A 25,661-nucleotide genomic window follows, 5' to 3' on the forward strand; every position below is an offset into this window, starting at 1 on the left:
TGCCGGCTCCCGTCAGTACTTGAGCAGGTTGGCGTCGTCGACCGACGCCGACCGGCGGGTCCGGTAGATCGACATGATGATGGCCAGGCCGACGACGACCTCGGCCGCGGCGACGACCATGACGAAGAACGCCATGATCTGGCCGTCGATGGTGCCGGTGGCCCGGGCGAAGGTGACCAGGGTCAGGTTCACCGAGTTGAGCATCAGCTCGATGCACATGAACACGACGATCGCGTTGCGCCGCACCAGCACGCCGACCGCCCCGATGGTGAACAGGATCGCCGCGAGCACCAGGTAGTGCGTGACGGTCATCGCGGGTCGTCCGTCGTGCCGAGGGCGGCGTCGGGGCTGCCCAGCTGGGCGCGGCCGGTGGGACGGGGCATCTGCTCGACCTCCCGGGGCTCGATGCCGGTGGCCAGGCTGTCCTCGGCGGTGCGGCCGTCGGGCAGCAGCGCGCCGGTGGCCACGGAGTTGGCCCGCGCGAAGACGCCGGGGCCGGGCAGGGTCTGCGGCCGGTCGGTGAGGAACCGGGCCCGCGAGAGCTCCTTCTGCGTCTGCCGGCTGCCGGGCTCGCGCTCGACGTGGGCCAGCACCATCGCGCCCACGGCGGCGGTGATCAGCAGCGCGCTGGTCACCTCGAAGGCCAGCAGGTACCGGGTGAACAGCACCTCGGCGATCGTCTCGATGTTGCCGGTGCCGCCCGCGTCGCCGAGGCCCTCGACCCCGGTCTCCTGGGTGGCACGGGCAATGCCGGCCCCGACCAGGCCGGCGAAGCCGACGCCGAGCACGGTCGCCGCGACCCGCTGCCCGCGCAGCGTCTCCACGACCGAGTCGGAGGAGTCCCGGCCGACCAGCATCAGCACGAACAGGAACAGGATCATGATCGCGCCGGTGTAGACGATGATCTGCACCGCGCCGAGGAACGGCGCCGACTGGACGACGTAGAAGACGCCCAGCGACAGCATGGTGGTGACCAGCCACAGCGCCGAGTGCACGGCGTTGCGGCTGAACACCATCCCGAGCGCGCCGGCGAGCGCGACCGGCCCCAGGATCCAGAAGACGACGGCCTCGCCGGTGCCGATGGCGACGTCGGTCATGCCCGCTCCACCGTGACCGGCTCCGCGGGGGAACCCTGCTGGGGCTCGCGGACGTAGTACGCCTTCTCGTCGTCGCCCAGCCGCATCGGGTGCGGCGGGGCCTCCATGCCGGGCAGGAGCGGCGCCATGAGCTGCTCCTTGGTGTAGATCAGGTCGCGCCGGTCGTCGTCGGCCAGCTCGAAGTCGTTGCTCATCGTCAGCGAGCGGGTCGGGCACGCCTCGATGCACAGCCCGCAGAAGATGCAGCGCAGGTAGTTGATCTGGTAGACGGCGCCGTAGCGCTCACCGGGCGAGTAGCGGGCGTCCTCGGTGTTGTCCCCGCCCTCGACGTAGATCGCGTCGGCCGGGCAGGCCCAGGCGCACAGCTCGCAGCCGACGCACTTCTCCAGCCCGTCGGGGTGCCGGTTGAGCACGTGCCGGCCGTGGTAGCGCGGCTTGGTGACCTTGGGGGTCTCCGGGTACTGCTCGGTGGTCACCTTCTTGAACATCTGGCCGAAGGTGACGCCGAAGCCCTGACCGGGCGCCGGCAGCAGGCTGCGGCGGGGCGCGGGCGTGCCGGCGTCGCGGCCGGCCCGCTCGACCTCACCGCCGCCGCGCCGGGCCGGGGTGGCCCCCGCGGGGGTCCGCTCAGACATCGGAGTCCTCCTGTGCGCTGGTGGCGGTGCTGCCCGTCGAGCTGCCGGCGCCACGGCGTCCGGTGCTCACCACGCCGCCCTCGGGGCGGCCCGCGCCCACCGGCTCGGCGACCCGCTCGGCACGGCGCAGCCGCGGCGAGGGGGGCACGGTGAGGTCCATCGGCGGCACCGGGAAACCGCCCTCGGCGCGGGCGGGACCGGTGCGCTGCGCCGGGCGGCGCCGCGGTCCGGCCGGGGGCAGCACCTCGGGGTCGGGATCGGGGTCGACGGCGTGCACCTCGCCGGCGGCCGCCTCGGCGGCCATGAGCCGGGTGTCGCGGTTGCTCGCCCGGCTGGCCAGCGACAGGCCGAGCAGGACCAGCAGCGCGATCGGCACGCCGACGAAGACCGCGACCTGGCCGGTGGACAGGTCGGTCTCGCGGGAGACGGTGCGCATCGTGGCGACGGCGAGGATCCAGACCAGCGCCGTCGGCACGAGGACCTTCCAGCCGAAGCGCATGAACTGGTCGTAGCGCAGCCGGGGCAGCGTGCCGCGCAGCCAGATGAACACGAACAGCGCCGCGACCACCTTGAGGACGAACCACAGCAGCGGCCACCAGCCGGAGTTGGCGCCGTCCCAGATCGACAGCGGCCACGGGGCCCGCCAGCCGCCGAGGAACAGCGTCGCGGCCAGCGCGGAGACGGTGACCATGTTGATGTACTCGGCGAGGAAGAACAGCGCGAACTTCAGCGACGTGTACTCGGTGTGGAAGCCGCCGACCAGCTCGCTCTCGGCCTCGGGGAGGTCGAAGGGCGCCCGGTTGGTCTCCCCGACGACGGCGATCGCGTAGATGACGAAGCTGACCGGCAGCAGGATCGAGAACCAGCCCGGGCCGGTGAACTCCAGACCGAAGAAGGACAGCTGCGGGCCGTCGGCCTGGGCGGCGACGATCTCCGAGGTCGACATCGTCCCGGCGTAGAGGAACACCGCGACGATCGACAGGCCCATCGCGATCTCGTAGCTGACCATCTGCGCGGCGCTGCGCAGCCCGCCCAGCAGCGGGTAGGTCGAGCCCGACGCCCAGCCGGCCAGCACGATGCCGTAGACGCCCATCGCCGAGCAGGCCAGCACGACGAGCACGCCGATGGGGGCGTCGGTGAGCTGCAGCGGGGTGCGCTCGCCGAAGATGCTCACCGTCGGGCCCAGCGGGATGACGGAGAAGGCCAGGAACGCCGGGACGGCGGAGATGACCGGGGCCAGGAAGTAGACCGGCTTGTCCGCGAGCGCCGGCATGATGTCTTCCTTGAACGCCAGCTTCAGCCCGTCGGCGAGGCTCTGCAGCGACCCGCGCGGGCCCACCCGGTTGGGGCCCGAGCGCTGCTGCATGCGGGCGACGACCTTGCGCTCGAAGACGATCGCGAACAGCGTCATCAACACGAGCACGACGAAGACGCCGACGATCTTGACGAGGACGATCCACCAGACGTCGTGCCCGAAGTCCTCGAGCGTCGGCTGGTCGGGTGCGGCGAGCAGCATCAGGCGATCCCTCCCGCGCCGGAGGCGACGGCGCCGTGGCGGGGACCGCTGAGCCGGACGACGCCGCCGGGACCGGTGCCGAGGCCGGTGCGGACCTCGCTGCCCGGGGAGCGCATCGGCAGCCACACGACGTCGTCGGGCATCGGGGTGAGGCACACCGGCAGGGTCACCGACCCGGTGGGGCCGGTGACGGTGAGCGGGTCGCCCTCGGCCAGGCCGAGGCGCGCCGCGGCGTCGGGGGACAGCCGGGCCACCGGCGGGCGGGCGGTGCCGGCGAGCTCGGGCTCGTCACGCTGCAGGGTGCCGACGTCGAGCAGCTGCCGCCAGGAGGCCAGCAGCGCCTCGCCGTCGCCGGGCTCGGGGACGACGGCCGGGGGCACGTCGAGGTCGGCGCCGTCGGCGCGGGCGCCGGCGAGCCCGAGGGCGGCGAGCTCGGCGCGGGCGGCCCCGGGCTCGGGCAGCCGCAGGTCGACGTCGAGGTACTCGGCCAGGCCGTGCAGGACGCGGCCGTCGGGCAGCTGCCCGGTGCCGTGCAGCGTGGCGTCGAACGGGCGGACCCGGCCCTCCCAGTCGAGGTAGCTGCCCGCCTTCTCCGGAGCGGCGGCGACCGGCAGGACGACGTCGGCGTGCTCGGTGACGGCGCTGGGCCGCTGCTCGAGGCTGACGACGAACGCCGCCGCGGCCAGCGCGGCCCCGGCCAGCGCGGGGTCGGGCAGGTCGGCGGGGTCGACGCCGCCGACCACCAGGCCGGCCAGCCGTCCGTCGCGGACCGCGGTGAGGATGCCGGTGGTGTCCCGCCCCGGCGTGGCCGGCAGGTCGACGGGGTCGACGCCCCAGACGGTGGCCACCTCGGCGCGGGCGACGGGGTCGTCGACCGGCCGGCCGCCGGGCAGCAGCCCGGGCAGCGCGCCGGCCTCCACCGCGCCCCGCTCGCCGGCCCGTCGCGGCACCCACGCCACGCGGGCGCCGGCGGCGCGGGCCAGGGCGACCGCCGCGCTGAACGCTCCGGGCACCTCGGCCAGGCGCTCGCCGACCAGGACCACCGCGCCGGGCTGCCGCAGCGCCTCGACCGCCGGGCCGCCCCAGCTGCCCTCGGCCAGCGCGGCCAGCGCGCGGGCCTCGTCGCCGGGTCGGGTGACCAGCACGGTGGCCTGGAGCTTGTGCGCCGCGCGGGTGGCGAACGGCGCGAGGTCGAACACGCGCAGCGTGCCCTTGCGCACGGCCTTGCGCAGGCGGAGGAAGACGATCGGCGACTCCTCCTCCGGCTCGAACCCGGCCAGCAGCACGGCGGGGGCGGCGGCGAGGTCGTCGTAGGTGACCGCGCCGGAGCCGGGGCCGGTGCCGGCGACGTGCGCGGCGAGGAAGGCCTGCTCCTCGGCGGAGTGCGCGCGGGCCCGGGCGTCGACGTCGTGGGTGCGCAGCGCCACCCGGGCGAACTTCGCGTAGGCGTAGGCGTCCTCGACGGTGAGCCGGCCCCCGGGCAGGACGCCGACCCCGCCGGCGGCGCGCGCGGCGCGCAGCCCCTCGGCGGCGGCCTCCCACGCCTCCGGCCACGACGCCGGCTCGAGCACCCCGTCGCGCCGGACCAGCGGCGTGGTCAGCCGGTCGTTGGTGGCGGCGTAGCGGAAGGCGAAGCGGCCCTTGTCGCAGGTCCACTCCTCGTTGACCGCGGGGTCCTCCCCCGCCAGCCGGCGCATGACCTTGCCGCGCCGGTAGTCGGTGCGCATCGAGCAGCCCGAGGCGCAGTGCTCGCACACCGAGGGCTCGCTGCGCAGGTCGAAGGGCCGCGAGCGGAACCGGTACTGCGCGCTGGTGAGCGCGCCCACCGGGCAGATCTGCGTGGTGTTGCCGGAGAAGTAGGAGGAGAACGGCTCGTCCTCGGCGACGGCGACCTGCTCGAGCGCGCCCCGCTCGAACAGCTCGATGAACGGGTCGCCGGCCACCTGCTGGGAGAAGCGGGTGCACCGGGCGCAGAGCACGCAGCGCTCCCGGTCGAGCAGGATCTCGGTGCTGATCGGCAGCGGCTTGGGGTAGGTCCGCTTGACGTCGACGAAGCGGGACTCGGCGCGGCCGTTGCTCATCGCCTGGTTCTGCAGCGGGCACTCGCCGCCCTTGTCGCAGACCGGGCAGTCCAGCGGGTGGTTGATCAGCAGCAGCTCCATCGTGCCCTGCTGCGCCTTGTCGGCGACCGCGCTGGTCAGCTGCGTCTTCACCGCCATGCCCTCGGTGACCGGCATGGTGCAGGAGGCCACCGGCTTGCGCTGGCCCTCCACCTCGACCAGGCACTGCCGGCAGGCGCCGACGGGCTCGAGCAGCGGGTGGTCGCAGAACCGCGGGATCTGCACGCCGATCATCTCGGCGGCCCGGATGATCAGCGTCCCCTTCGGCACGGCGACGTCGAAGCCGTCGATGGTGCAGTGGACGGCGTCGGGCGGGGTGTGCGGTCCGGGGGCGCCCGGCGGCACCGCCGCCGCGGGCTCCGGGCTGACCGGGGTCAACGTCACGAGGCGACTCCGACGGGCTCGAGGCGCAGGGAGCGGCCCAGCCGGGCGCGCTCCTCGGGCGGCAGCAGGGCGACGTAGTCGTCGCGGAAGTACTTGAGCGAGCTGGTGATGCAGCTGGTCGCGCCGTCGCCGAGCGCGCAGAACGACCGGCCGAGGATGTTGTCGCAGGTGTCGGTGAGCAGGTCGAGGTCGGCGGCGGTGCCCCGGCCGTCGACCAGCCGCTGCAGCACCTGCACCAGCCAGTAGGTGCCCTCGCGGCACGGGGTGCACTTGCCGCAGCTCTCGTGGGCGTAGAACTCGGTGAACCGCAGCGTGGCCTCGACGATCGAGTCGGTCTCGTCGAACACCATGAGCGCGGTGGTGCCGAGCATGGAGCCGGCCGCGGCCACGGAGTCGAAGTCGAGCGGCACGTCGAGGTGCTCGGCGGTGAAGTACGGCGTCGAGGAGCCGCCCGGCGTCCAGAACTTGAGCTCGTGACCCGGGCGCACGCCGCCGGCCATCTCCAGCAGCTCGCGCATGGTGGTGCCCATGGGGGCCTCGTACTGGCCCGGGCGCACCACCCGGCCGGAGAGCGAGTAGATCTTGGGGCCCGGTGACTTCTCCGGCCCGAACTGCTTGAACCACTCGGCGCCGCCGCGGACGACGAACGGCACGGTGGCCAGCGTCTCGACGTTGTTGATGACGGTCGGGGCGCCGTAGAGCCCGGCGACGGCCGGGAACGGCGGCTTGAGCCGCGGCTGGCCGCGGTAGCCCTCGAGCGAGTCGAGCAGTGCCGTCTCCTCGCCGCAGATGTAGGCCCCGGCGCCGGCGTGCACGACCAGCTCGAGGTCCCAGCCCGAGCCGAGGACGTCGGTGCCGAGGTACCCGGCCGCGTAGGCCTCCTCGACGGCCGACACCAGCCGGCGGTGGGCGTGCACCGCCTCGCCGCGGACGTAGATGACGGCGAACCGGCAGCGGATCGCGTACGCGGAGATGATCACGCCCTCGATCAGCGAGTGCGGGTCGGTCATCATCAGCGGGAGGTCCTTGCAGGTGCCCGGCTCCCCCTCGTCGGCGTTGACCACGAGGTACTTGGGCATCGCGGCCGGGCCGGTGGGCGTCTCCCCCGGCTTGGGCTGCGGGATGAAGCTCCACTTCATGCCGGTGGGGAACCCGGCGCCGCCGCGGCCGCGCAGGCCCGACTCCTTGACCAGCGAGACCAGCTCGTCGGGCTGCATGGTCAGGGCGGTGCGCAGCGCGGCGTAGCCGTCGAGGGACTCGTAGGTGGCCAGCCGCCACGGCTGGTCGGCGCCCCAGCGCGAGGTGAGGACGGGGGTGAGGGGCACGGGTCAGGCCTCCCGGGTGCCGGGTGGATTCGGGCTGGGCGACCCCGAGGAGGTCGGGCCCTGGCCGGAGGTGCCCGGCTCGGTGCCCGCGGGGGTGTCGGGGGTGGGACGGGAGCCGCCGGGGGTCGCCCGGCCGTACTCGGTCCCGCGGTCGGGGTGGGTCTCGGCGGCGCCGGCCCGCTCGGCGGGGGTGTCGGCCGCGGCGACGCGGGCGTCCGCGGCCTCCTTCTCCGGCGTCTGCCCGGAGTCGCCGTCCGGCGCGACAGTGGCGGCGGGTGCGCCGGCGTCGGCGGGCTGCGGCTCGGGGCCGTCCATCGGCGGGGCGGCCTCGCCGCGCTCGGCGGCCAGCCGGACGCCGGCCAGCGTCGGGCCCCACTGCCCCTCGGCGTCGACGGCGGCGCGCGCGGCCCCGGCGTCGGCGTGCTGGGACAGGCCCGCGAGCTGCCGGGAGACGCCGCGGAAGTCGGTGAGCGGGGCGCCGCGGGTGGGGTGCGGCTTCTCGCCCCGGCGCAGCGCGGCGACCAGCGCGCGGGCGCTCTCGACGTCCTGCTGGTCGTAGAACTCGTAGTCGACGGTGACCACCGGCGCGTAGTCGCAGGCGGCCAGGCACTCGGCGTGCTCGAGGGTGACCGAGCCGTCGGCCGCGGTCTCGTCGTGGTGGACGCCGAGGTCGGCGGAGAGCGCGTCCATGATCCGCTGCCCGCCGAGGACGGCGCACAGCGTGTTGGTGCAGACACTGACGACGTGCCGGCCGGTCGGGCGGCGCTTGTACATCGTGTAGAAGGTCGCGACCGCGCCGACCTCCGCGCGGGTCAGCCCGAGCTCCTCGGCGCACAGCGCGATGCCCTCGGGGCTGACGTACCCCTGGTAGCTCTGCACCAGGTGCAGCATCGGCAACAGCGCCGAGCGCGGCTGCGGGTAGCGGGCCATGATCTCCCGCGCCTCGAGCCGGGCCTGCTCGGGCAGCGGCGGCAGGTCGGCCGGGGCCGGCTCGACGGGGCTGTCGACCAGCCCCGTCGTCGCCGCACCCTCCGCCGATCCGGGCAGGGAACTCACCGGTCGACACCCCCCATCACCGGGTCGATCGAGGCGATGGCGGCGATGACGTCGGCGATCATGCCGCCCTCGCTCATGGCCGCCGTGGCCTGCAGGTTGACGAAGCTGGGGTCGCGCACGTGGACGCGCCACGGCCGGGTGCTGCCGTCGCTGACCACGTGGTAGCCGAGCTCCCCGCGCGGTGACTCGACCGGCACGTACACCTGCCCGGCCGGCACCCGGAAGCCCTCGGTGACCAGCTTGAAGTGGTGGATCAGGGCCTCCATCGAGGTGCCCATGATGTGCCGGACGTGCTCGAGGGAGTTGCCCATCCCGTCGGCACCGATCGACAGCTGCGCCGGCCAGGCGATCTTGCGGTCCTCGACCATGACCGGGCCGGGCTCGAGCCGGTCGAGCGCCTGCTCGACGATCTTGAGCGACTCGAACATCTCGGCCATGCGCACCAGGTAGCGGCCCCACGCGTCGGAGGTGTCGGCGGTGGGCACCTCGAAGTCGTAGGTCTCGTAGCCGAGGTAGGGCTCGACCTTGCGCAGGTCCCACGGCAGTCCCGCGGCGCGCAGCACGGGGCCGGTGACGCCGAGGGCCACGCACCCGGTCACGTCGAGGTAGCCGACGTCCTTGAGCCGCCGCTGCCAGATCGGCTGGCCGGTGAGCAGCTTGTGGTAGCCGGCCAGCCGCTCGGGCATGACGGCGAGCCACTCGCGGATCGACCCCTCGACGCCGGGCGGCAGGTCCTGCGCCACCCCGCCGGGCCGGATGTAGGCGTGGTTCATCCGCAGCCCGGTGATCTCCTCGAGCAGGTCGAGGCACAGCTCGCGCTCGCGGAAGCCGTTGGTCATGCCGGTGAGCGCGCCGAGCTCCATCCCGCCGGTGGCCAGGCCCACCAGGTGGGAGGCGATCCGGTTGATCTCCATGACCAGCACGCGGATGGTCTGGGCCCGCTGTGGCACCTCGATGCCGAGGAGCTTCTCGACGGCCATGCAGTAGCCGGCCTCGTTGTACAGCGGGGACAGGTAGTCCATCCGCGTCACGAACGTCGTGCCCTGCACCCAGTTGCGGTACTCGACGTTCTTCTCGATGCCGGTGTGGAGGTAGCCGATGACCACCCGCGCCTTGGTCACCGTCTCGCCCTCCAGGTCGAGGACCAGGCGGAGGACGCCGTGCGTCGAGGGGTGCTGGGGCCCCATGTTGACGACGAGCCGCTCCTCGCCGGAGAGGTCGACGCCGAGCGTCTGGTCCCAGTCCCCACCGGTGACGGTGTAGACGCGGCCCTCGGTGGTCTGGCGGGACCCCGCGTAGGGGTCGTACGTGGTGCTCATCGGTAGGCCCGTCGGGTGTCGGGCGGCGGGATCGCGGCGCCGTGGTACTCCACGGGCACGCCGCCGAGCGGGTAGTCCTTGCGCTGGGGGTGGCCGTCCCAGTCGTCGGGCATGAGGATCCGGGTCAGCGCCGGGTGCCCGTCGAAGACGACGCCGAACATGTCGTAGGTCTCCCGCTCGTGCCAGTCCGCCGTCGGGTAGACCGGCGCCACCGACGGCACGTGCGGGTCCTCGGCCGTCACGGCGACCTCCAGGCGGATCCGCCGCCGGAAGGTCATCGAGGTCAGGTGGTAGACGACGTGCAGCCGCGGCCGGCCGGGACCGGCGGCCGGGCCGCCGCTGTCGAGGTAGTCGACGCCGGAGACGCTGCTGCACAGCTCGAAGCGCAGCGCGTCGTCGTCGCGCAGCGCCCGCACGAGGGTGAGCAGGTGCTCGCGGGCGACGAAGTAGGTGATCTCGCCGCGGTCGACCAGCACCCGCCGCACCGCGGCGGCGTAGGTGGCCTCGCCGACCGCCTCGGTGAGCGCGTCGGTCACCTCGTCGAACCAGCCGCCGTAGGGGCGCTCGGTGGAGTGCAGCGCCACCGCGCCCCCCGGCTCGACCCGCACCAGCCCGCCGAAGCCGGAGGTGTCGCCGCTGCCGGAGACGCCGAACGCGCCCTTGCGGAAGCCGCCGCTCGCCGCGTACGCGCCCTCGGCCGCCTCGTCGCGGCCGGAGCGGTCACCGGGGCCGGTCACCGGGTCTTCTCCGGCTCGATCACGTGCCCGCCGCGCCGCTCGATGAGGAACTGGCCGGTGCGGCCGGCGGCCGCCGCCTCCTCGTAGGCGCGCCGCGCCTCCTTGTCCACCCGCACGGTGGAGGGCATCTCGACCAGCAGGTCGCGGGCGCGGCCCTCGGCGCGGTCGCGCTCGAGCTGGCGGGCGCGCCGCTCCCCGAGCGGCTCGTGCTGGATCTTGTGGTGCAGCTTGAGGATCGCGTCCATCAGCATCTCCGGCCGCGGCGGGCAGCCGGGCAGGTACATGTCCACGGGGACGACGTGGTCGACGCCCTGCACCACCGCGTAGTTGTTGAACATCCCGCCGGAGCTGGCGCACACGCCCATGGCGAGCACCCACCGCGGCTCGGGCATCTGGTCGTAGATCTGCCGCAGGACCGGCGCCATCTTCTGGCTCACCCGCCCGGCGACGATCATCAGGTCGGCCTGGCGCGGGGAGGCGCGGAAGACCTCCATGCCGAAGCGGGCGAGGTCGTAGCGGCCGGCGCCGGTGGCCATCATCTCGATGGCGCAGCAGGCCAGGCCGAAGGTGGCCGGCCACAGCGAGGACTTCCGCGTCCAGTTGACCAGCTTCTCGACCGAGGTCAGCAGGAAGCCGCTGGGCAGCTTCTCCTCGAGACCCATGTCAGCTCCCTGCCGTCGTCGTCGTTCCCGCTGTCGTCTGCGTGGGGGTGGTGCTCGTCAGTCCCACTCGAGGCCGCCGCGCCGCCAGACGTAGGCGTAGGCGAGGAAGACGGTGCCGATGAACACGATCATCTCGACCAGGCCGAAGACGCCGAGCGCGTCGTTGGCGACGGCCCACGGGTAGAGGAAGACGATCTCGATGTCGAAGACGATGAAGAGCATCGCCGTCAGGTAGTACTTCACCGGGAACCGGCCGCCGTGCAGCGGCTGGTCGACCGGCTCGATGCCGCACTCGTAGGCCTCGAGCTTGGCCCGGTTGTAGCGGCGCGGGCCGACGAACGGCGCGACCGCCACCGAGAACAGCGCGAAGGCCGCAGCCAGCGCGAACAGGCCCACGATCGGGACATAGGTCGAGAGCACCGGCGCCTCCCCTCACGTGCTCGTGCGCTTGTGAAAAAGTTCACAAACGCGGTGCCACGAGCCTATGCCGCGGGACTCGGGATCGGAAGCACGGGGGGTGAGTGAGTTCACTTCCGGCGGTCACGGTCCGGTCACGGACCGGCCCGCCGCGCGGTCAGACGGCGGGCGTCAGGCGGGTCAGCAGCGCGATCGTGCGGTCGAAGCGGTCGCCGTCGCGGCCGTCGGAGAGGTTGCCCATGAGCCGCAGCGCCGCGTTGACCATCGCCGGGCGCTTGAGGCCGTGCGCGGTGGCGAAGCGGACGAGGCCCGGGCGGTCGAGCAGCGCGAGGAAGGCCGTGCCGAGGCGGTGGTGGCGGCCGTAGACCTCCTGCAGCCGGCGCGGGTAGCGGCGCAGCACCGCCTCGCGGGCCGGCCCCTCGGGGGCGGCCAGCGCCTCGACCGCGGTCTCGGCGGCCATCCGGCCGGTCTCGAGCGCGTAGCTGATGCCCTCGCCGTTGAACGGGTTGACCACCCCGGCGGTGTCGCCGGCCAGCAGCAGCCCGCGGGTGTAGGCCGGTCCGCGGTTGAGCGCCATCGGCAGGCCGGCGCCGCGCAGCGGGGTGACCGCGTGCTCCTCCCCCAGCTGCCACTCCGGCGGCAGCGTGGCCAGCCAGCGGCGCAGCACGGTGCGGGGGGCGGTCTCCCCGCCGCGTCGGGTGTCGAGCAGGCCGAAGCCGACGTTGGCGGTGCCGTCGCCCATGCCGAAGGACCACCCGTAGCCGGGCATCGAGTCGGCGGTGGGGCCCTCGGCGGACAGGTCGAAGGAGATGTCGAGGTAGGGGTCCTCACCGCGCGGGGTCTCGACGTAGCGGCGCACGGCGACGCCGAGCGGGCGGTCCTCGCGGCGGGTCAGCCCGATCGCCTTGGCCAGCCGGCCGGACAGGCCCTCGGCGGAGACCACCAGCGGCGCGCGCCAGGTGACCGGCTCGCGGCCGGGGTCGGCCTGGGCGTGCACGCCCGCGACGCGGCCGGCGTCGTCGAGCAGCGGGTCGGTGACGGTGACCTCCTGCTCGAGGCGGGCACCGGCGGCGACGGCGTGCTCGGCCAGCACCGGGTCGAGGTCCCGGCGCGCCCGGATGAGGCCGAAGTCGGGCCAGGAGGACAGCCGCGGCCAGTCGACCTCGACCACCTGACCGCCGCCGAACACGCGCAGGCCCCGGTGCCGGACCCAGCCGCCCGCCGGCGAGGTGTCCACGCCCATGTCGTCGAGCGCCTTGACCGCGCGCGGCGTGAGCCCGTCGCCGCAGACCTTCTCCCGCGGGAAGCGGGCCTTCTCCAGCACGACGACGTCGAGCCCGGCGGTGGCCAGCGTCCAGGCGGCGGCCGACCCCGCGGGCCCGGCACCCACCACGACGACGTCGGCGCTGCCCCCGGCGGTCGGACTCGTCACGCGCTGGCCCCCTCGGTGCTCCCGCTGCGGCCGGCGTCGACCCCAGGCACCGGAAGCTATCCGCACGTCCGGGGCCGGGGAACGTGCGCACCGCTTCCTATGCCGGGCCCAGGGCCGCCCGCACCTCCTCGTCGGTTGTCTGGCCGAAGTCGGCGTACCAGCGGCCCACCGCGCCGAACGGCTGCGGCGTGACCAGGCAGACGACCTCGTCGGCACCGGTGCCGGCCGCCAGCTCGGCGCACAGCGCGGGCGGGCCGACGGGCACCGCGACGACGACGGCGGCCGGCCCGGCGCTGCGGACGGCGGCCAGCGCCGCGCGCATGGTGGCGCCGGTGGCCAGGCCGTCGTCGACGAGGACCACGGTGCGGCCGGCGAGGGCCGGGGGCGGGCGGTCGGCGCGGTAGGCCTCCCGGCGGCGCGCCAGCTCGGCGAGCTCGGCGCGGCGGACCTCGGCGGCGGCGTCGCCGTCGACGTCGACCCGGGCGAGGACCGCCTCGACGCCGACGCTCTGCACCGCATCCCCCACCGCGGCGACCGCACCCATGGCCAGCTCCGGGCGGCCGGGCACCCCGAGCTTGCGGACGGCGACGACGTCGAGCTCCGCACCGAGCCCGGCGGCGACCTCGGCGGCGACGACCACCCCGCCCCGGGGCAGGCCCAGGACCAGCGCGTCGGGCCCGAGCGGCACGGCGGGGTCGCGGCCGGGGTCGGTCAGGCGCGCGGCGAGCTGCCGGCCGGCGTCGCGCCGGTCGGTGAACGGCGGCCCGTCCACCGCGCGGACCGGGTCAGACCGGCTGCGGGCCGGTCGGCGGCGGCGCGGTCGGGTCGGTGGGGCTCGGCTGCGGCAGCGGGGCCGGCGACGGCGGGGAGATCGGGTCGACCGGCGACGGCGAGGGGCCGGGCGGCTCGGGCATCGGTGTCGTCATGGGTCACGCTACCGCCGTCGAGGGGTGCTACGGGCGCCGTGCGCGGTGCAGCGCGACGATCCCGCCGGTCAGGTCGCGCCACTCGACGTCGGCCCACCCGGCGGCCTGGATCCGCGCAGCCAGCGCCGGCTGGTCGGGCCAGGCGCGGATCGACTCGGCGAGGTACACGTAGGCGTCGGGGTTGGAGCTCACCGCGCGCGCGATCCGCGGCAGCGCGCGCATCAGGTACTCGGTGTAGACGGTGCGGAACGGCCGCCAGGTGGGGCTGGAGAACTCGCAGACGACGAGCCGGCCGCCCGGGCGGACCACCCGGGCGAACTCGCGCAGCGCGGCGTCGGGGTCGGCCACGTTGCGCAGCCCGAAGGAGATCACCAGCCCGTCGACGCTGGCGTCGGCCAGCGGCAGCGCCATCGCGTCGCCGGCGATCTTCGGCACCGGCCGGGCGGCGCCGGCGCGGAGCATGCCCTGGGAGAAGTCGCAGGCGATCGCGTGCACGCCGCCGGCGGCCAGCTCGACGGTGGACACCGCGGTGCCCGCCGCGACGTCGACGACGACGTCGCCCGGCCGGGCCCCCAGCGCCTCGCGGGTGGCCCGCCGCCAGGCGGCGTCGCGGCCGCCGGAGAGCACGGTGTTGGTGAGGTCGTACCGGCGCGCGACGCCGTCGAACATCGCCGCGACCTCGTGCGGCTGCTTGTCCAGTCCGGCCCGGTGCCCGGCGGGGTGTGCGCTGTCTCGCCGGTCCGCCACGGCGCCGACGCTACCGGGCTGCCTACGCTGGGGAGCGTGACAGCCGCGGCGGTGACCTCCCCGGACGCCGCCGCGCCCGCGGTCGTCACCGTGGAGCTGCCCGACTCCCCCGACCTGCTGCGCCTGCTGCCCCCTGACGGCGCCCTGTCGTGGGTGCGCCGCGGCGAGGGGCTGGTCGGCTGGGGCGAGGCCGACCGGCTGGAGGTGAGCGGCCCCGGGGCGCTGGCCGAGGCCGCCGCCTGGTGGGCCGACCGCAGCGCCGCCCTCCCCGTCGACGACGCGGTCGGCGTCCCCGGCTCGGGGCCGGTCGTGTTCGCCAGCGTCGCGTTCGACCCGGCCCGCGAGACGTCGGTGTTCGTCGTCCCCGAGGTCGTCGTCGGCCGTCGGGACGGCACCGCCTGGCTCACCACCGCCGGCGACGTCGATCCCCGCGACGTGCTGGCCGGCGACCCCGCCGCGCTGCCGCCCGCTCCCACCCGGCTGCGCTACGCCGACGGCGCGCTGGACCCCGCGTCGTGGTGCGGCGCGGTGGCCGCGGCGGTCCGGCGCATCGGCGACGGCGACCTGGCCAAGGTCGTCCTCGCGCGCGACCTGCTGGTCACCGCCGACGTGCCGCTCGACGCCCGCCGGCTGCTCGACCGGCTGGCCGCGCGCTTCCCCGACTGCTGGACCTTCGCGGTCGACGGGCTGCTCGGCGCCACCCCGGAGCTGCTGCTGCGCCGCACCGGCCGCCGGCTGTCGGCCCGGGTGCTCGCCGGCACCGCCCCCCGGGGCGCGGGTGCCGACGACGAGCGGCTCGCGGCGGCCCTGCTGGCGAGCGAGAAGGACCGCGCCGAGCACGCCCTCGCCGTCGACTCGCTGGTGCGGGCGCTCGACCCGTACTGCACAGCGCTGGCGGTCCCCGAGGAGCCGGCGCTGCTGACCCTGCCGAACGTGCGGCACCTGGCCACCGACGTCACCGGCACCCAGCGCCGCTCGGGGCCGGGCGGCCGGGCCGGGCTGCTCGAGCTGGTCGACGCCGTGCACCCGACCGCCGCGGTGGGCGGCACGCCGCCCGACGTGGCCACCGCGGTGATCGCCGAGCTCGAGGGCATGGACCGCGGCCGCTACGCCGGGCCGGTCGGCTGGCTCGACGCCCGCGGCGACGGCGAGTTCGGCCTGGCGCTGCGGTGCGCCCAGCTCGTCGAGGACGACCCGTGCACCGCCCGGCTGTTCGCCGGCTGCGGCATCGTCGCGGGCTCCGACCCCGCGGCCGAGCTGGCCGAGACGCAGTCGAAGTTCGCCGCCTTCCAGGCCGCCCTGGAGGACTGATGCGGGCGGTCCCGTCCTGGGATCACAACGCCCACTACTGGCCCCTGCTGCTGCGCGAGCTCCCCGACCCCTGCCTCCGGGTGCTCGAGGTGGGGTGCGGTGCCGGCGGGCTGGCCGCCGTCCTGGCGGGGCGGGCGGACTCCGTGGACGCCGTCGACCGCTCGCCGCAGATGGTGGCTAAGGCCCGCGCGCGGGTGCCGGGGAACGTCCGGGTTGTGGAGGCCGACGTGCTCGACCTGGATCTGCCGTCGGGCGGCTACGACGCCGTCGTCAGCGTGTCGGCGCTGCACCACGGGCCCCTGGAGCCGGCGCTGCGGGTGCTGTCGGCGGCGGTGCGGCCCGGTGGCGTGCTGGCCGCCGTGGCCCTGGCCCGTCCCGACCTGCCGCGCGAGCTGCCGGTCGAGGTGCTCGCCGCCGTGCTCGCCCGCGGGATCGGGCTGGTCCGGCTGCTCCGGGGCCGGCGGGACCCGGGGACGCCGGGCATGCCGGTGCGCGACCCGGAGCTGACGCTGCACGAGGTCCGACGACGGGCGGCCGCGGTCCTGCCCGGTGTCCGGGTGCGTCGGCTGGTTCTCTGGCGCTACGCGCTGGTCTGGCGACGGCCCGGGTGAAACCGGTCGGCGGGCCGGCTCCGGGCTGGTTGGGTGTGCCGGTGCCCGCCGTCCCCCTGGTCCCCGGCGACCGCTCGCTCCCCCCGCCCTTCGACCACCCGCACGCCTCGGCCGTCGCCAGGGAGATCGCCGAGCGGGGCACGGTCCTGCGCGCTCAGGTCGGGTCGGGCGTGCACGGCACGTCCGTGGCCGGCCAGGACGACCGCGACGAGATGGGCGTCTGCCTGGAGCCGCCGGAGTACGTCACCGGCACCGCCCGGGTGCCCGCAGGCCTGGCGACGACCGAGACCGTGCCCTTCGAGCAGTACCACCGGCACACCGCGTGGGACCGGCCCGGCGGGCTGGCCAACCGGTCGGGCGCCGGCGACGTCGACGTCGTCGTCTACTCGGCCCGCAAGTGGGCCCGGCTGGCCCTGGGCGGCAACCCGACGGTCCTGCTGCTGCTGTTCGTCCCCGACGAGGAGGTCGTGGTCCGCGACGCCGCGGGCGCGGAGCTGGTGGCGCACGCCGACCGGTTCGTCTCCCGCGTGGCCGCCGACCGGTTCCTCGGTTACCTGCGGGGCCAGCGGGCGGCGATGACCGGGCAGGCCGGCGCGCATCCGAACCGGCCCGAGCTCGTCGCCGCGCACGGCTTCGACGTGAAGTACGCGATGCACGCGCTGCGGCTGGGCCTGCAGGGCGTGGAGCTGCTGACCACCGGCCGGATCACGCTGCCGGTGCCCGAGCCCGACCGCGCGTACCTGCGCCGGGTCCGCCGGGGCGAGGTGCCGCTGGCCGAGGTGGTCGCGGCCGTCGACGACGCCGAGGCGCGGCTGGCCGCACTGCGCGACAGTCCGGCGGTACCCGCCCGGCCCGACCGCGCCTGGGTCGACGGCTGGCTGCACCGGTCGTACCTGGCGTACTGGGCCGCCCTCGGCCGCTGACCGGGACGACGAGAGCCCCGGCCGCTGGGCAGCGGCCGGGGCCCTCGTCGGGGGTGGCGGGAGGTCAGCCCGCGTAGTTCACGTGCACGTGGTCGAAGTGGTTCGCGGTCACGCTGCCGCGGTCCTCCATCGCCTTCCACGCGCCATCGGGCGAGGTCAGGATCCGCTGCTGCCAGATCACGTACTCCACGCCGAGCTCGTCCCAGTGGTCGATGTGGTACTGGGCGATCGCGTCGCCGAGGGCGGCGTCGGACATGACCATGTAGTCCAGCGCCAGGCCCGAGGGGTGCCCGTTCGGGTCGACGGCGCTGCCCCGCGTGCCGCCGATGGTGATGTCGGCGGCGCCCGGCACGTTGCTGACGACGACGTCGGCGGCGGCCTGGGCGACCGGCTTCACGGCGCCGGCGGTGTTGGTGATGGTGGCGATGGCGTTCGCGACCTGCGGCGCGGCCGCGGCGATCGGCGCGACCTCGGCGGCCGGGGCGGACTCGCCGGCGGTGGCGGCCGGGGCCGGAGCGGCGGCCGCGGGGGCCTCGGCGGCGGGGGCCGCACCGCTGACGGCGAGCACCTGGCCCGGGTAGATCCGGTTCGGGTCGCCGCCGATGACGTCGACGTTGCGCTGGTACAGCTCGCGCCAGCTCTGCTGGTGGGCGTCGGCGATCTTCTTGACGGTGTCGCCCCAGCGGACCGTGTAGTCCTCGGTGGCGTCGTCGGCCGGGGCGGGCTGCTCGGCGGGAGCCGCAGCGGGGACCTCGGCGGGGGCCGTGGCGGCCGGGGCGGGCGCCTCGGCGGCGGCCGCGGTGGTGCCGTCGGCCAGGAACGCGCCGCAGTGCGGCCAGGCGCCGATGCCCTGGCCGGCCAGGACGCGCTCGGCGATCTGGACCTGCTCGGCGGGGGTGGCGAGGTCGGCGCGCGCGGCGAGCTCGGTGCCGCCGAAGCCGGCCCAGGTGGACTGGCTGAACTGCAGGCCGCCGTAGTAGCCGTTGCCGGTGTTGATGCTCCAGTTGCCGCTGGACTCGCACTCGGCCACACCGGACCAGTCGTGCGTCTCGGAGGCGGAGGCGGAGGCGGGGGCGCTCAGGACGCCGAGGCCGACGGCGGTGGCGCCGGCGACGACAGGGGCCCGGGCGATGACCTTCTTGGTGCGGACGTAGCGGGGTGCGCGGTGCTTGGGCATGGTGATGATCTCCCGATCACCGCCGGCGAGGTGAGCTGTCGGGTTCGGGCGATCGGTGCCCGGCCGCGGTGTCGCGGCTTCACCCCGAGGCGCGCGTCAGGACAGGCCCCCGTAGGCCGTCGCGCGCCGGAAGTGGTTCCCCCACCCCTGCCCTGGGTGTTGGTGTGGGCGACCGGTGGGCAGGGTTTGGCGGACCGGCGCCGCGCTCCGATTGGCCGAGCGCAGCCAAAACGTTACATATCGTCATGGCAACTGTCGTTGTGTCGCCGGTCACATTCCGTTAGCGGTGGGACGCGCGGGGTATCTGAGGCGCCCTGCCCACCCCCGGGTGCACCCCGGATGCCCAGGTCAGCGGCGAGGCGCCGCGGTGCGCCGCCGGACGCCGCCGGGCGGGCAGTGCGAGCAGGACCACACCGGCGCCGGCCGACGACGGGCGGCCCGGGCGGGCGCCGGAGGGCTCAGCCGAGAGCGCGGGCCGCGGCCTCGCGGAGGGCGACGGCGAGGTCGGCCTCGGCGCGCTGGTCGGTGCCGACGACGACCACTCCCGGCCCGCCCGGCGCCAGGGCGTCGGGCAGCTCGCCGGGCGCGGTGACCCGCGTGGTGGCCCAGCCCAGCGCCTGCGCGACCGCTGCCAGGTCGCGCCCGTGCGGCGTCCCGAACACCCGCCGGTAGTCGCGCGCGTACGCCGGCCGGCCGGGCTCGAGCTGGGCGAAGATCCCGCCGCCGTCGTTGTCCGGCACGACGAGGGTCAGGTCCGGGCGCGGCTCGCCCTCGCCGGTCAGCAGCCCCTGCAGGTCGTGCAGGAAGGTCAGGTCGCCCAGCAGGGCCACCGCGGGGCCGCCGGAGGCCAGCGCCGCCCCGACCGCGGTGGAGACCGTGCCGTCGATGCCGGCCACGCCCCGGTTGGCCAGCACCGTGACGTCGCCGCGCGGGACGGCGAGCCGGTCGACGTCGCGCACCGGCGTCGAGGAGCCCAGCACCAGCAGCGCCCCGGCCGGCAGCGCGGCGACGACGTCGCGGGCCAGCCGGGCAGCGGTGGGGGCCGGCGCGGCGTCGAGCAGCGCGTCGACGGCGGCGCCGACCCGGGCGGCGGCCCCGGTCCAGGCCGCGGCCCAGCCGGGGTCCGACGGTGGGCCCGCGGGCGGGGCGGCGCGGCCGACCAGCGCGCTCGACCGGCCGGCGTCGGGCCACCGCGGGGTCGCCGTCACCGTCTCCACCCGTACCCGCGGGTCGGCCAGCAGCGCCGACACCGGCCGCGACAGCGTGGGCCGGCCGACCACCACGACCCGGTCGGGACGGTGCGCGTCGAGCCAGGAGGGCACGCCGAGCAGCAGCGCCCCGCCGCGGACGGCGTCGCCGGTCCACGCCCCGCCGCTGGGCTCGGCGACCACCGGCCAGCCGGCGGCAGCGGCGCCGGCCGCCCACGCGCGGCCCGCGGCACCGGGCCCGTCGCCGGCGACCACGAGGGTGCGCGGGCCGTCGCCGATCGGACCGGGCGCGGCGGGCGCGGGGACACCGGCGGTCCACGGGGCGCCGTCGGCGCGACCGGCCCACGGGCCGGTCAGCGGACCGGGCTCCTCCTCGGGCAGCAGCGGGTCGCGGAAGGGCAGGTTCAGCTGGACCGGTCCGGGGTCCCCGGACAGGGTGCCGGTGGCCGCGAGCAGCGCCCGGGACACCACCGAGCGCCAGTACCGGTTCTGCGCGGCCTCGCGGCCGGCCTCGGGCACGCCGACGTCGGCGGCCCAGCGCACCGCGCCGCCGTAGAGGCCGGGCTGCTCGATCGTCTGGTTGGCGCCGGTGGACCGCAGCTCCGGCGGGCGGTCGGCGGTGAGCGCGAGCAGCGGGACGCCGCTGACGTCGGCCTCGAGCACCGCGGCGTGCAGGTGCGCGGTCGCCGTCCCGGAGGTGGTGAGCACCGGCACCGGCCGGCCGGAGGCGCGGGCGAGGCCCAGGGCGAGGAAGGACGCCGTCCGCTCGTCGATGCGCACGTGCAGCCGCAGGGCGCCGGCGCGCTCGGCCGCGGCGAACGCCAGGGCGACCGGCGCCGAGCGCGAGCCGGGCGCGACGACGGCGTCGCGGACCCCGCCGCGGAGGAGCTCGTCGACCAGCACGCGGGCCAGCGCGGTGGAGGGGTTCACGCGGCCAGCACCGCGGCCAGCCGGTCGGCCCAGCGCCCGGTCACCTCCGGGGACGCCGCCACGTCGGCCAGCCGGTCGGGGGTCACCGGGCGCACCGGCAGGACGCCGTCGACCGGCCGCAGCGGCTCGCTCGTCACGTCGCCGCCGAGGAGGGCCCCGGTGGCCAGGCCGCAGGCGAAGGGCAGCTCCGGCAGTGCCGCGGCCAGCGCGACGCCGGCGGCGAGGCCCACCGAGGACTCCAGCGCCGAGGAGACGACGCACGGCAGGCCGTGCGCCTCGGCGACGCGCAGCGCCGCCCGCACCCCGCCGAGCGGCTGCACCTTGAGGACGACGACGTCGCAGGCCTCGCGCAGGTCGACCGCGAGCGGGTCGTCGGCGCGGCGGAGGACCTCGTCGCCGGCGATCCGGACGTCGGTGCGCCGGCGGAGCGCGGCCAGCTCCTCGACGGTCGCGCACGGCTGCTCGACGTACTCCAGGCCCACCCGGTCCAGGTGGCGGATGCGCGCCACCGCGGTGTCCACGTCCCAGGCGGCGTTGGCGTCGACGCGGACCGCGCCGCCGGGGCCGAGCGCGTCGCGGACGGCCTCGACCCGCGCGAGGTCGTCGGCCGCGGTCTGCCCGGGCTCGGCCACCTTCACCTTCGCCGTCCGGCAGCCCGAGGCGGTGACGATCGCGTGCGCGCGCCCGGCGTCGACCGCGGGCACGGTGACGTTGACCGGCACGGCGTCGCGCACCGGCGCCGGCCAGCCGGTCAGCGCGGCCTCGGCCGCGGCGGCCCACCACCGACGGCTCTCCAGGACGCCGTAGTCCCAGAACGGGGAGAACTCCCCCCAGCCGGCCGGGCCGTGCACCAGGACGCCGTCGCGGACGTCGATGCCGCGGAAGCGGGTGCGCATGGGCACCGACCACACCGCCGGCCGGTCGATCCCCTCGGGGAGACCGGCGGGGGTGATCACGCCCGCCAGCGTAGATCGCGCGCCTCGTACCCTGGTTCGACGTGCCCCGGCAGCTGACCGTCCTCCCCGCGCCCGACGGGCCCGACGACGTGCTGCGCACCGTGCTGCCCGCCGTCCGCGCGGCCCTGGCCGGCAGCGCACCGCTCGCCGTCCTGCCGGCCGGCCCCGCCGCCGCTGCCGCCCGCGCGGTCCTCGCGCCGGAGGAGCCCCTGGAGGACGGCGCCGACGTCGTCGTCGTCACGTCGGGGTCCACCGGCGGCGGGCGCGGCGTGCTGCTGCCGGCCGCGGCGCTCACGGCCTCGGCGACCGCGACCCTCGACCGCCTCGGCGGGCCCGGCACCTGGCTGCTGGCGCTGCCGGTCTCCGCGGTCGCCGGGCTGCAGGTGCTGGTCCGCTCGGTGGTCGGCGGCACCGTCCCGGTCGTCCTCGGCCCCGGCGAGCCCCTGGCCGGCGCGGTCGCGCGGCTGCCCGCCGGCCGCCGCTGCACCGCGCTGGTCCCCACCCAGCTGCGCCGGTACCTGGACGCCGAACCCGGCGCGCTGCGCGCCTTCGACGCCGTCCTCGTCGGCGGCGCGGCCACCGACCCGGACCTGCTGGCGCGCGCCCGGGCCGCCGGGGTCGCCGTGGTCACCACCTACGGGATGACCGAGACCTCCGGCGGCTGCGTCTACGACGGCCTCCCCCTCGACGGCGTCCGGGTCCGCGTCGACGACGACGGGATCGCGATCGCCGGCCCCGTGCTGGCGCTCGGCTACCGCCGCGACCCGCAGGCGACGGCGGCGGCCTTCGCCGGCGGGGAGTTCCGCACCCGCGACGCCGGGACGACCGGGCCCGACGGGCGGCTGACCGTCACCGGCCGGCTCGACGACGTCGTGGTGACCGGTGGGGTGAACGTCGCGCCGCAGGCGGTCGAGGGCGTGCTGCGCGCGCACCCCGAGGTCGCCGACGCCGTCGTCTTCGGCCGGCCCGACGCGGAGTGGGGGCAGCGGGTGGTGGCCGCCGTCGTGCCCGCGCCCGGCGCCGCGCCCGACCTCGCCGCGCTCCGGCCCTGGGTCACCGAGCGGCTGGGCGGCCCCGCCGCCCCGCGCGAGCTGCACCTGGTCGACGCCGTGCCCACCCTGCACACCGGCAAGCCCGACCGCCGCCGGGTCGCGGCCCGGCTCGGCGGCGGGGACCGCTAGTGGCCACCGCCGCGCAGTGGGTGGCCGGTGCCCGGCCCCGCACGCTGCCCGCCGCGCTCGCACCGGTGCTCGTGGGCACCGGCGCGGCCGCCGCTCTCGACGGGTTCCGGCCGGTCCCCGCTCTGCTGGCCCTGCTGGTCGCGCTCGCCCTGCAGGTGGCCGTCAACTACGCCAACGACTACTCCGACGGGAAGCGCGGCACCGACGCCGACCGGGTGGGGCCGATGCGGCTGGTCGGCTCGGGCGCGGCGCCGGCCCGGCAGGTGCTCGTCGCCGCGCTGCTCGCCTTCGCCGTCGCGGGCGTGGCGGGGCTGGCGCTCGCGGCGCTGTCGAGCTGGTGGCTGGTCGCCGTCGGCGCGGTGTGCATCGCCGCGGCGTGGACCTACACCGGCGGGCCGCTGCCCTACGGGTACCGGGCGCTGGGCGAGGTGTTCGTCTTCGTGTTCTTCGGCCTGGTCGCCGTCGCCGGGACGACGTTCGCGCAGACCGGCCGGGTCGAGGGGCTCGCCGTCGCCGCCGCGGTGCCGGTCGGGCTGCTGTCGGTGGCGCTGCTGGTGGTCAACAACCTGCGCGACGTCGCCGGGGACGCCGTCGTCGGCAAGCGGACGCTGGCGGTGCTGCTCGGGGACACGCGGACCCGGCTGCTCTACGTCGGGCTGCTGGCCGGCGCGTTCGCCGTCGTCGTCGCCATCGGGGTGGAGCGGCCCTGGGCGCTGCTCGCGCTGGCCGCCGCGCCGCTGGCGGTGCCGCCGTCGCGGATGGTGCTCTCCGGCGGCCGCGGGCCGGCGCTGATCGCCGCGCTGCAGGCCACCGGGCTGCTCACTCTGGTCACCGGTGTGCTGCTGGCCGCCGGGCTCGCCCTGTCGGGCTGACCGTCCCCGCCGCCACACTCGCGGCATGGGCGAGCCCGGGTTCGGGAGCTGGTTCGCGGTCTACCTGGCCGACTTCGCCGCGCTGGGGCGCGGGGACACCGACGACGTGTCCCGGCTGCTCGCCCACTACGGCGTGCCGCTGGTGCTCAGCAGCGACGCGGGGAGCGTGGTCCTGCCCGACGAGGAGCGCGTGCTGGCCGCCGTCGCCCGGCAGGTCGAGGGGCTGCGGGCGGCCGGCTACGACCGCAGTGAGGAGCTCTCCGCCGTCACGACCGTGGTGAACCGGACGTGCGCGTTGCACCGCGCCGCCTTCGCCCGGGTGCGGGCCGACGGGAGCGTGATCGGCCGGGTGGAGACCACCTACGTGGTCGTCGACGGCCCGGCCGGCCGCCGCATCGTGGCCCTGCTGGTGCACGCGGCCTGACCGCGGGGCGGGCTCAGGCGGCGGCGTCGCCGGAGAGCCGGGCGCGGAACTGCTCCTTGGCCCGGCGCTTCTCCTCCGACCGCACCACCAGCGCGGTGCTGAGCTGCTCGCGGGAGCGGCGCAGCAGGACGTAGGACACCGGCATCGACAGGACCAGGCCGAAGAGCGCCCCCGACCAGAAGTCGAGGCCGACCATCCACAGGACGACGGTCAGCAGCGCGAAGACGGCCAGCCGGCCGATGGTGTGCACGAGCAGCCAGGGCAGCACCTTCGGCCGCACCGCCGGCCGCCCGTCCGGGCCCACCGGGGTGACCGGGGTGCGCTCCTGCTCAGCCATGACGGCCCTCCCACTTCGTCGACAGCACCACGGTGGTGCGGGTCCGGGCGACGCCCTCGATCCGGTTCAACGCGTTGATGGCCGACTCCAGTGCCGGGATGTCGGTCACCCGCACCTTGAGCACGAAGGCCTCGCTGCCGGCCACGCGCCAGCAGTCCTCGACCTCGGGCATCGCCCGCAGCGCCGCCTCGACGCCGGTGTCGTCGACCGAGTCGCTCTCGATGACGCCGACGAGCGCGGTGACGTCGAGCCCGAGGGCGACCGGGTCGACGACGGCGCGGTACCCGGTGATGGTGCCGGCCGCCTCGAGCTTGCCGACCCGCTCGTGCACGGCCGGCGCCGAGAGGCCGACCTGGCGGGCGAGCTCGGCGTAGCTGGCCCGGCCGTTGGCGCGCAGCAGGTCGATCAGCTGGCGGTCGACGGCGTCGATGACGGGCTCCATCCAGACTCGGCGGGGGTCCCCGCGCGGCGCATCGCGCGCCACCCCTCCAGTATCCCAGCGGTCGTACAGTGGCGGAGAGGCCCGAGTCGAGGGGGGTGGGCGCCGTGGCGTTCGTCGTGCTGCTGGGGATCGCCGTGGTCGTGGTCCTGCTCGTCGTGCGGGCGACCGCCGCCGCCGGTGGTGACCTGCGCCGGCCGCCGCCCGAGCGTCGTCCCCGCGCCTCGCGCGATCCCCGCCCGGTCGCCCCCGACGACGACCCGGAGTTCCTCCGCGAGCTCGGCCGCCGCGTCCGCCGCGACGACGGTTCCCCCGCCTAGTCCCCGCCCGCGCCTCCCGTGCACTTCCGCGGAAGTGCACGGCTCCGGCTCGCCCGCCTCCCGTGCACTTCCGCGGAAGTGCCCGGGTCTGGCGTGGTGCAGGTGTCAGGCGGCGGTGCCGCCGAACATCCGCCGCCAGCCGCGCCGGGTGCGCTGCCCGGGGTCCTCACCGGGCGCGGCGTCCTCGACGGCGTCGCCGACGGCGGCCGTGCCGTGGGGCGCTCCGGGCACCGACGGCACGGCGTCCATGCGGGCGGTCTCGCGGGCCTCGTCGAGCGAGCCGGGCCAGCCCAGCCCACCGCCGGTGGTGGTGTCCCCCGGCCAGCCCAGGCCGCTCTCGGTGCCCTCGTCGCCGCCGCCGTCGGTGGCGACGTCGCTGGCGGAGGCGTGCCGGGTGCCGGGTGCCGTCCCGTGGCGGGCGAGCGCCGCGGCGACGATGGGGTCGGTGCCGGCGTCGTCGGCCGCAGCGTGCCTACCCACAGCGGACCTCCGAGCGCGATCCCCCCGTGCGAGCGGTCATGGCGACAAGTGGAGCACGCGGGCGCCGCGTGCGGCGGACGTCTCCCCCTCGCGAGGGACGGGAGTGGCGTGCAGGGGCG

General features: G+C 76.3%; 28 protein-coding genes and 1 riboswitch. Of the genes, 7 read left to right on the forward strand and 21 right to left on the reverse strand.

Going from position 1 to position 25,661, the window contains the following annotated elements; genetic code table 11:
- Positions 1-12: 12 nt before the first annotated feature.
- The 15 genes from nuoK to ACI8AD_RS04175 all read right to left on the reverse strand — a co-directional run bounded on the left by nuoK (position 13) and on the right by ACI8AD_RS04175 (position 14,373).
- Positions 13-312 (reverse strand): NADH-quinone oxidoreductase subunit NuoK, encoded by a 300-nt coding sequence (gene nuoK, locus ACI8AD_RS04105; protein WP_456869260.1) that lies wholly within the window; start codon positions 310-312, stop codon positions 13-15.
- A complete protein-coding gene (locus ACI8AD_RS04110) occupies positions 309-1,097 on the reverse strand; it encodes an NADH-quinone oxidoreductase subunit J (protein WP_456869261.1) in 789 nt (262 codons plus the stop codon). The genes nuoK and ACI8AD_RS04110 overlap by 4 nt, the downstream gene beginning before the upstream one ends.
- Positions 1,094-1,732: an NADH-quinone oxidoreductase subunit NuoI gene (nuoI, locus tag ACI8AD_RS04115; protein ID WP_456869262.1), complete on the reverse strand. Its 639-nt coding sequence runs from the start codon at positions 1,730-1,732 to the stop codon at positions 1,094-1,096. Before nuoI ends, ACI8AD_RS04110 begins: the two co-directional genes overlap by 4 nt.
- Entirely contained in the window at positions 1,725-3,248 is a 1,524-nt protein-coding gene (nuoH, locus tag ACI8AD_RS04120; RefSeq protein ID WP_456869263.1) for an NADH-quinone oxidoreductase subunit NuoH, read from the reverse strand. Before nuoH ends, nuoI begins: the two co-directional genes overlap by 8 nt.
- On the reverse strand, positions 3,248-5,752 hold the full coding sequence (locus tag ACI8AD_RS04125) for an NADH-quinone oxidoreductase subunit G (protein WP_456869264.1): 2,505 nt from the start codon (positions 5,750-5,752) through the stop codon (positions 3,248-3,250). The genes nuoH and ACI8AD_RS04125 overlap by 1 nt, the downstream gene beginning before the upstream one ends.
- Entirely contained in the window at positions 5,749-7,077 is a 1,329-nt protein-coding gene (gene nuoF, locus ACI8AD_RS04130) for an NADH-quinone oxidoreductase subunit NuoF (RefSeq protein WP_456869265.1), read from the reverse strand. Before nuoF ends, ACI8AD_RS04125 begins: the two co-directional genes overlap by 4 nt.
- 3 nt (positions 7,078-7,080) lie before the next feature.
- Positions 7,081-8,133, reverse strand: coding sequence for an NADH-quinone oxidoreductase subunit NuoE (gene nuoE / locus ACI8AD_RS04135; protein ID WP_456869266.1), 1,053 nt, complete (start codon positions 8,131-8,133; stop codon positions 7,081-7,083).
- Positions 8,130-9,452 carry an NADH-quinone oxidoreductase subunit D gene (locus ACI8AD_RS04140; RefSeq protein WP_456869267.1) on the reverse strand — a complete coding sequence of 441 codons (1,323 nt, stop codon included), beginning with the start codon at positions 9,450-9,452 and terminating at the stop codon, positions 8,130-8,132. Before ACI8AD_RS04140 ends, nuoE begins: the two co-directional genes overlap by 4 nt.
- Positions 9,449-10,189, reverse strand: a complete 741-nt coding sequence (locus ACI8AD_RS04145; protein WP_456869268.1) for an NADH-quinone oxidoreductase subunit C — start codon at positions 10,187-10,189, stop codon at positions 9,449-9,451. The genes ACI8AD_RS04140 and ACI8AD_RS04145 overlap by 4 nt, the downstream gene beginning before the upstream one ends.
- The gene (locus ACI8AD_RS04150) at positions 10,186-10,851 is read right to left on the reverse strand and encodes a NuoB/complex I 20 kDa subunit family protein (protein WP_089402066.1); all 666 of its coding nucleotides are present in this window, start codon (positions 10,849-10,851) and stop codon (positions 10,186-10,188) included. The genes ACI8AD_RS04145 and ACI8AD_RS04150 overlap by 4 nt, the downstream gene beginning before the upstream one ends.
- Before the next feature lie 57 nt (positions 10,852-10,908).
- Positions 10,909-11,271, reverse strand: a complete 363-nt coding sequence (locus tag ACI8AD_RS04155; protein WP_456869269.1) for an NADH-quinone oxidoreductase subunit A — start codon at positions 11,269-11,271, stop codon at positions 10,909-10,911.
- A 154-nt stretch (positions 11,272-11,425) separates the two neighbouring features.
- Positions 11,426-12,700, reverse strand: a complete 1,275-nt coding sequence (locus ACI8AD_RS04160) for a geranylgeranyl reductase family protein (protein ID WP_456869270.1) — start codon at positions 12,698-12,700, stop codon at positions 11,426-11,428.
- A 97-nt stretch (positions 12,701-12,797) separates the two neighbouring features.
- Complete coding sequence (locus ACI8AD_RS04165; RefSeq protein ID WP_456869271.1) at positions 12,798-13,472, reverse strand: phosphoribosyltransferase; 675 nt, start codon at positions 13,470-13,472, stop codon at positions 12,798-12,800.
- Positions 13,473-13,485: 13 nt separating this feature from the next.
- Positions 13,486-13,626, reverse strand: a complete 141-nt coding sequence (locus tag ACI8AD_RS04170; protein WP_456869272.1) for a hypothetical protein — start codon at positions 13,624-13,626, stop codon at positions 13,486-13,488.
- Between the two features lie 27 nt (positions 13,627-13,653).
- Positions 13,654-14,373, reverse strand: coding sequence for a demethylmenaquinone methyltransferase (locus ACI8AD_RS04175; protein ID WP_456869273.1), 720 nt, complete (start codon positions 14,371-14,373; stop codon positions 13,654-13,656).
- Between the two features lie 36 nt (positions 14,374-14,409).
- On the opposite strand from ACI8AD_RS04175, the gene ACI8AD_RS04180 reads away from it, so the two are divergent.
- From ACI8AD_RS04180 to ACI8AD_RS04190, 3 genes are read left to right on the forward strand one after another with little or no spacing between them, the layout of a single operon-like run.
- A complete protein-coding gene (locus ACI8AD_RS04180) occupies positions 14,410-15,684 on the forward strand; it encodes an isochorismate synthase (protein WP_456869274.1) in 1,275 nt (424 codons plus the stop codon).
- Complete coding sequence (locus ACI8AD_RS04185) at positions 15,684-16,295, forward strand: class I SAM-dependent methyltransferase (RefSeq protein WP_456869275.1); 612 nt, start codon at positions 15,684-15,686, stop codon at positions 16,293-16,295. The genes ACI8AD_RS04180 and ACI8AD_RS04185 overlap by 1 nt, the downstream gene beginning before the upstream one ends.
- A 41-nt stretch (positions 16,296-16,336) precedes the next feature.
- Positions 16,337-17,218 carry a nucleotidyltransferase domain-containing protein gene (locus ACI8AD_RS04190; protein ID WP_456869276.1) on the forward strand — a complete coding sequence of 294 codons (882 nt, stop codon included), beginning with the start codon at positions 16,337-16,339 and terminating at the stop codon, positions 17,216-17,218.
- Between the two features lie 64 nt (positions 17,219-17,282).
- Here the strand turns inward: ACI8AD_RS04190 and ACI8AD_RS04195 are convergent, their stop codons facing one another.
- The 3 genes from ACI8AD_RS04195 to ACI8AD_RS04205 form a co-directional block, all read right to left on the reverse strand.
- Positions 17,283-18,395 (reverse strand): transglycosylase family protein, encoded by a 1,113-nt coding sequence (locus tag ACI8AD_RS04195; protein ID WP_456869277.1) that lies wholly within the window; start codon positions 18,393-18,395, stop codon positions 17,283-17,285.
- 4 nt (positions 18,396-18,399) lie between these two features.
- Positions 18,400-18,570: riboswitch (cyclic di-AMP (ydaO/yuaA leader) on the reverse strand.
- A gap of 283 nt (positions 18,571-18,853) precedes the next feature.
- Positions 18,854-20,533: a 2-succinyl-5-enolpyruvyl-6-hydroxy-3-cyclohexene-1-carboxylic-acid synthase gene (menD, locus tag ACI8AD_RS04200; protein ID WP_456869278.1), complete on the reverse strand. Its 1,680-nt coding sequence runs from the start codon at positions 20,531-20,533 to the stop codon at positions 18,854-18,856.
- Complete coding sequence (locus ACI8AD_RS04205) at positions 20,530-21,489, reverse strand: o-succinylbenzoate synthase (RefSeq protein ID WP_456869279.1); 960 nt, start codon at positions 21,487-21,489, stop codon at positions 20,530-20,532. Before ACI8AD_RS04205 ends, menD begins: the two co-directional genes overlap by 4 nt.
- Before the next feature lie 41 nt (positions 21,490-21,530).
- Here ACI8AD_RS04205 and menE point away from each other — a divergent pair, with 41 nt between their 5' ends.
- From menE to ACI8AD_RS04220, 3 genes are read left to right on the forward strand one after another with little or no spacing between them, the layout of a single operon-like run.
- Positions 21,531-22,670, forward strand: coding sequence for an o-succinylbenzoate--CoA ligase (menE, locus tag ACI8AD_RS04210; protein WP_456869280.1), 1,140 nt, complete (start codon positions 21,531-21,533; stop codon positions 22,668-22,670).
- Positions 22,670-23,542, forward strand: coding sequence for a 1,4-dihydroxy-2-naphthoate polyprenyltransferase (locus ACI8AD_RS04215; RefSeq protein WP_456869281.1), 873 nt, complete (start codon positions 22,670-22,672; stop codon positions 23,540-23,542). The genes menE and ACI8AD_RS04215 overlap by 1 nt, the downstream gene beginning before the upstream one ends.
- A 25-nt stretch (positions 23,543-23,567) precedes the next feature.
- Positions 23,568-23,966, forward strand: a complete 399-nt coding sequence (locus ACI8AD_RS04220) for a DUF6841 family protein (protein WP_456869282.1) — start codon at positions 23,568-23,570, stop codon at positions 23,964-23,966.
- Positions 23,967-23,979: 13 nt separating this feature from the next.
- Here ACI8AD_RS04220 and ACI8AD_RS04225 read toward each other — a convergent pair whose 3' ends face one another.
- Together ACI8AD_RS04225 and ACI8AD_RS04230 are read right to left on the reverse strand one after the other, a co-directional pair.
- Complete coding sequence (locus ACI8AD_RS04225; protein WP_456869283.1) at positions 23,980-24,303, reverse strand: DUF4229 domain-containing protein; 324 nt, start codon at positions 24,301-24,303, stop codon at positions 23,980-23,982.
- Complete coding sequence (locus tag ACI8AD_RS04230) at positions 24,296-24,745, reverse strand: Lrp/AsnC family transcriptional regulator (protein ID WP_456869284.1); 450 nt, start codon at positions 24,743-24,745, stop codon at positions 24,296-24,298. The genes ACI8AD_RS04225 and ACI8AD_RS04230 overlap by 8 nt, the downstream gene beginning before the upstream one ends.
- Positions 24,746-24,849: 104 nt before the next feature.
- Between ACI8AD_RS04230 and ACI8AD_RS04235 the strand changes: the two genes are divergently transcribed.
- Positions 24,850-25,062 carry a hypothetical protein gene (locus ACI8AD_RS04235; protein WP_456869285.1) on the forward strand — a complete coding sequence of 71 codons (213 nt, stop codon included), beginning with the start codon at positions 24,850-24,852 and terminating at the stop codon, positions 25,060-25,062.
- Positions 25,063-25,167: 105 nt separating this feature from the next.
- Here the strand turns inward: ACI8AD_RS04235 and ACI8AD_RS04240 are convergent, their stop codons facing one another.
- Positions 25,168-25,542, reverse strand: a complete 375-nt coding sequence (locus tag ACI8AD_RS04240; RefSeq protein WP_456869286.1) for a hypothetical protein — start codon at positions 25,540-25,542, stop codon at positions 25,168-25,170.
- Positions 25,543-25,661 lie beyond the last annotated feature (119 nt).

This window comes from Geodermatophilus sp. SYSU D00766 (assembly GCF_054049915.1).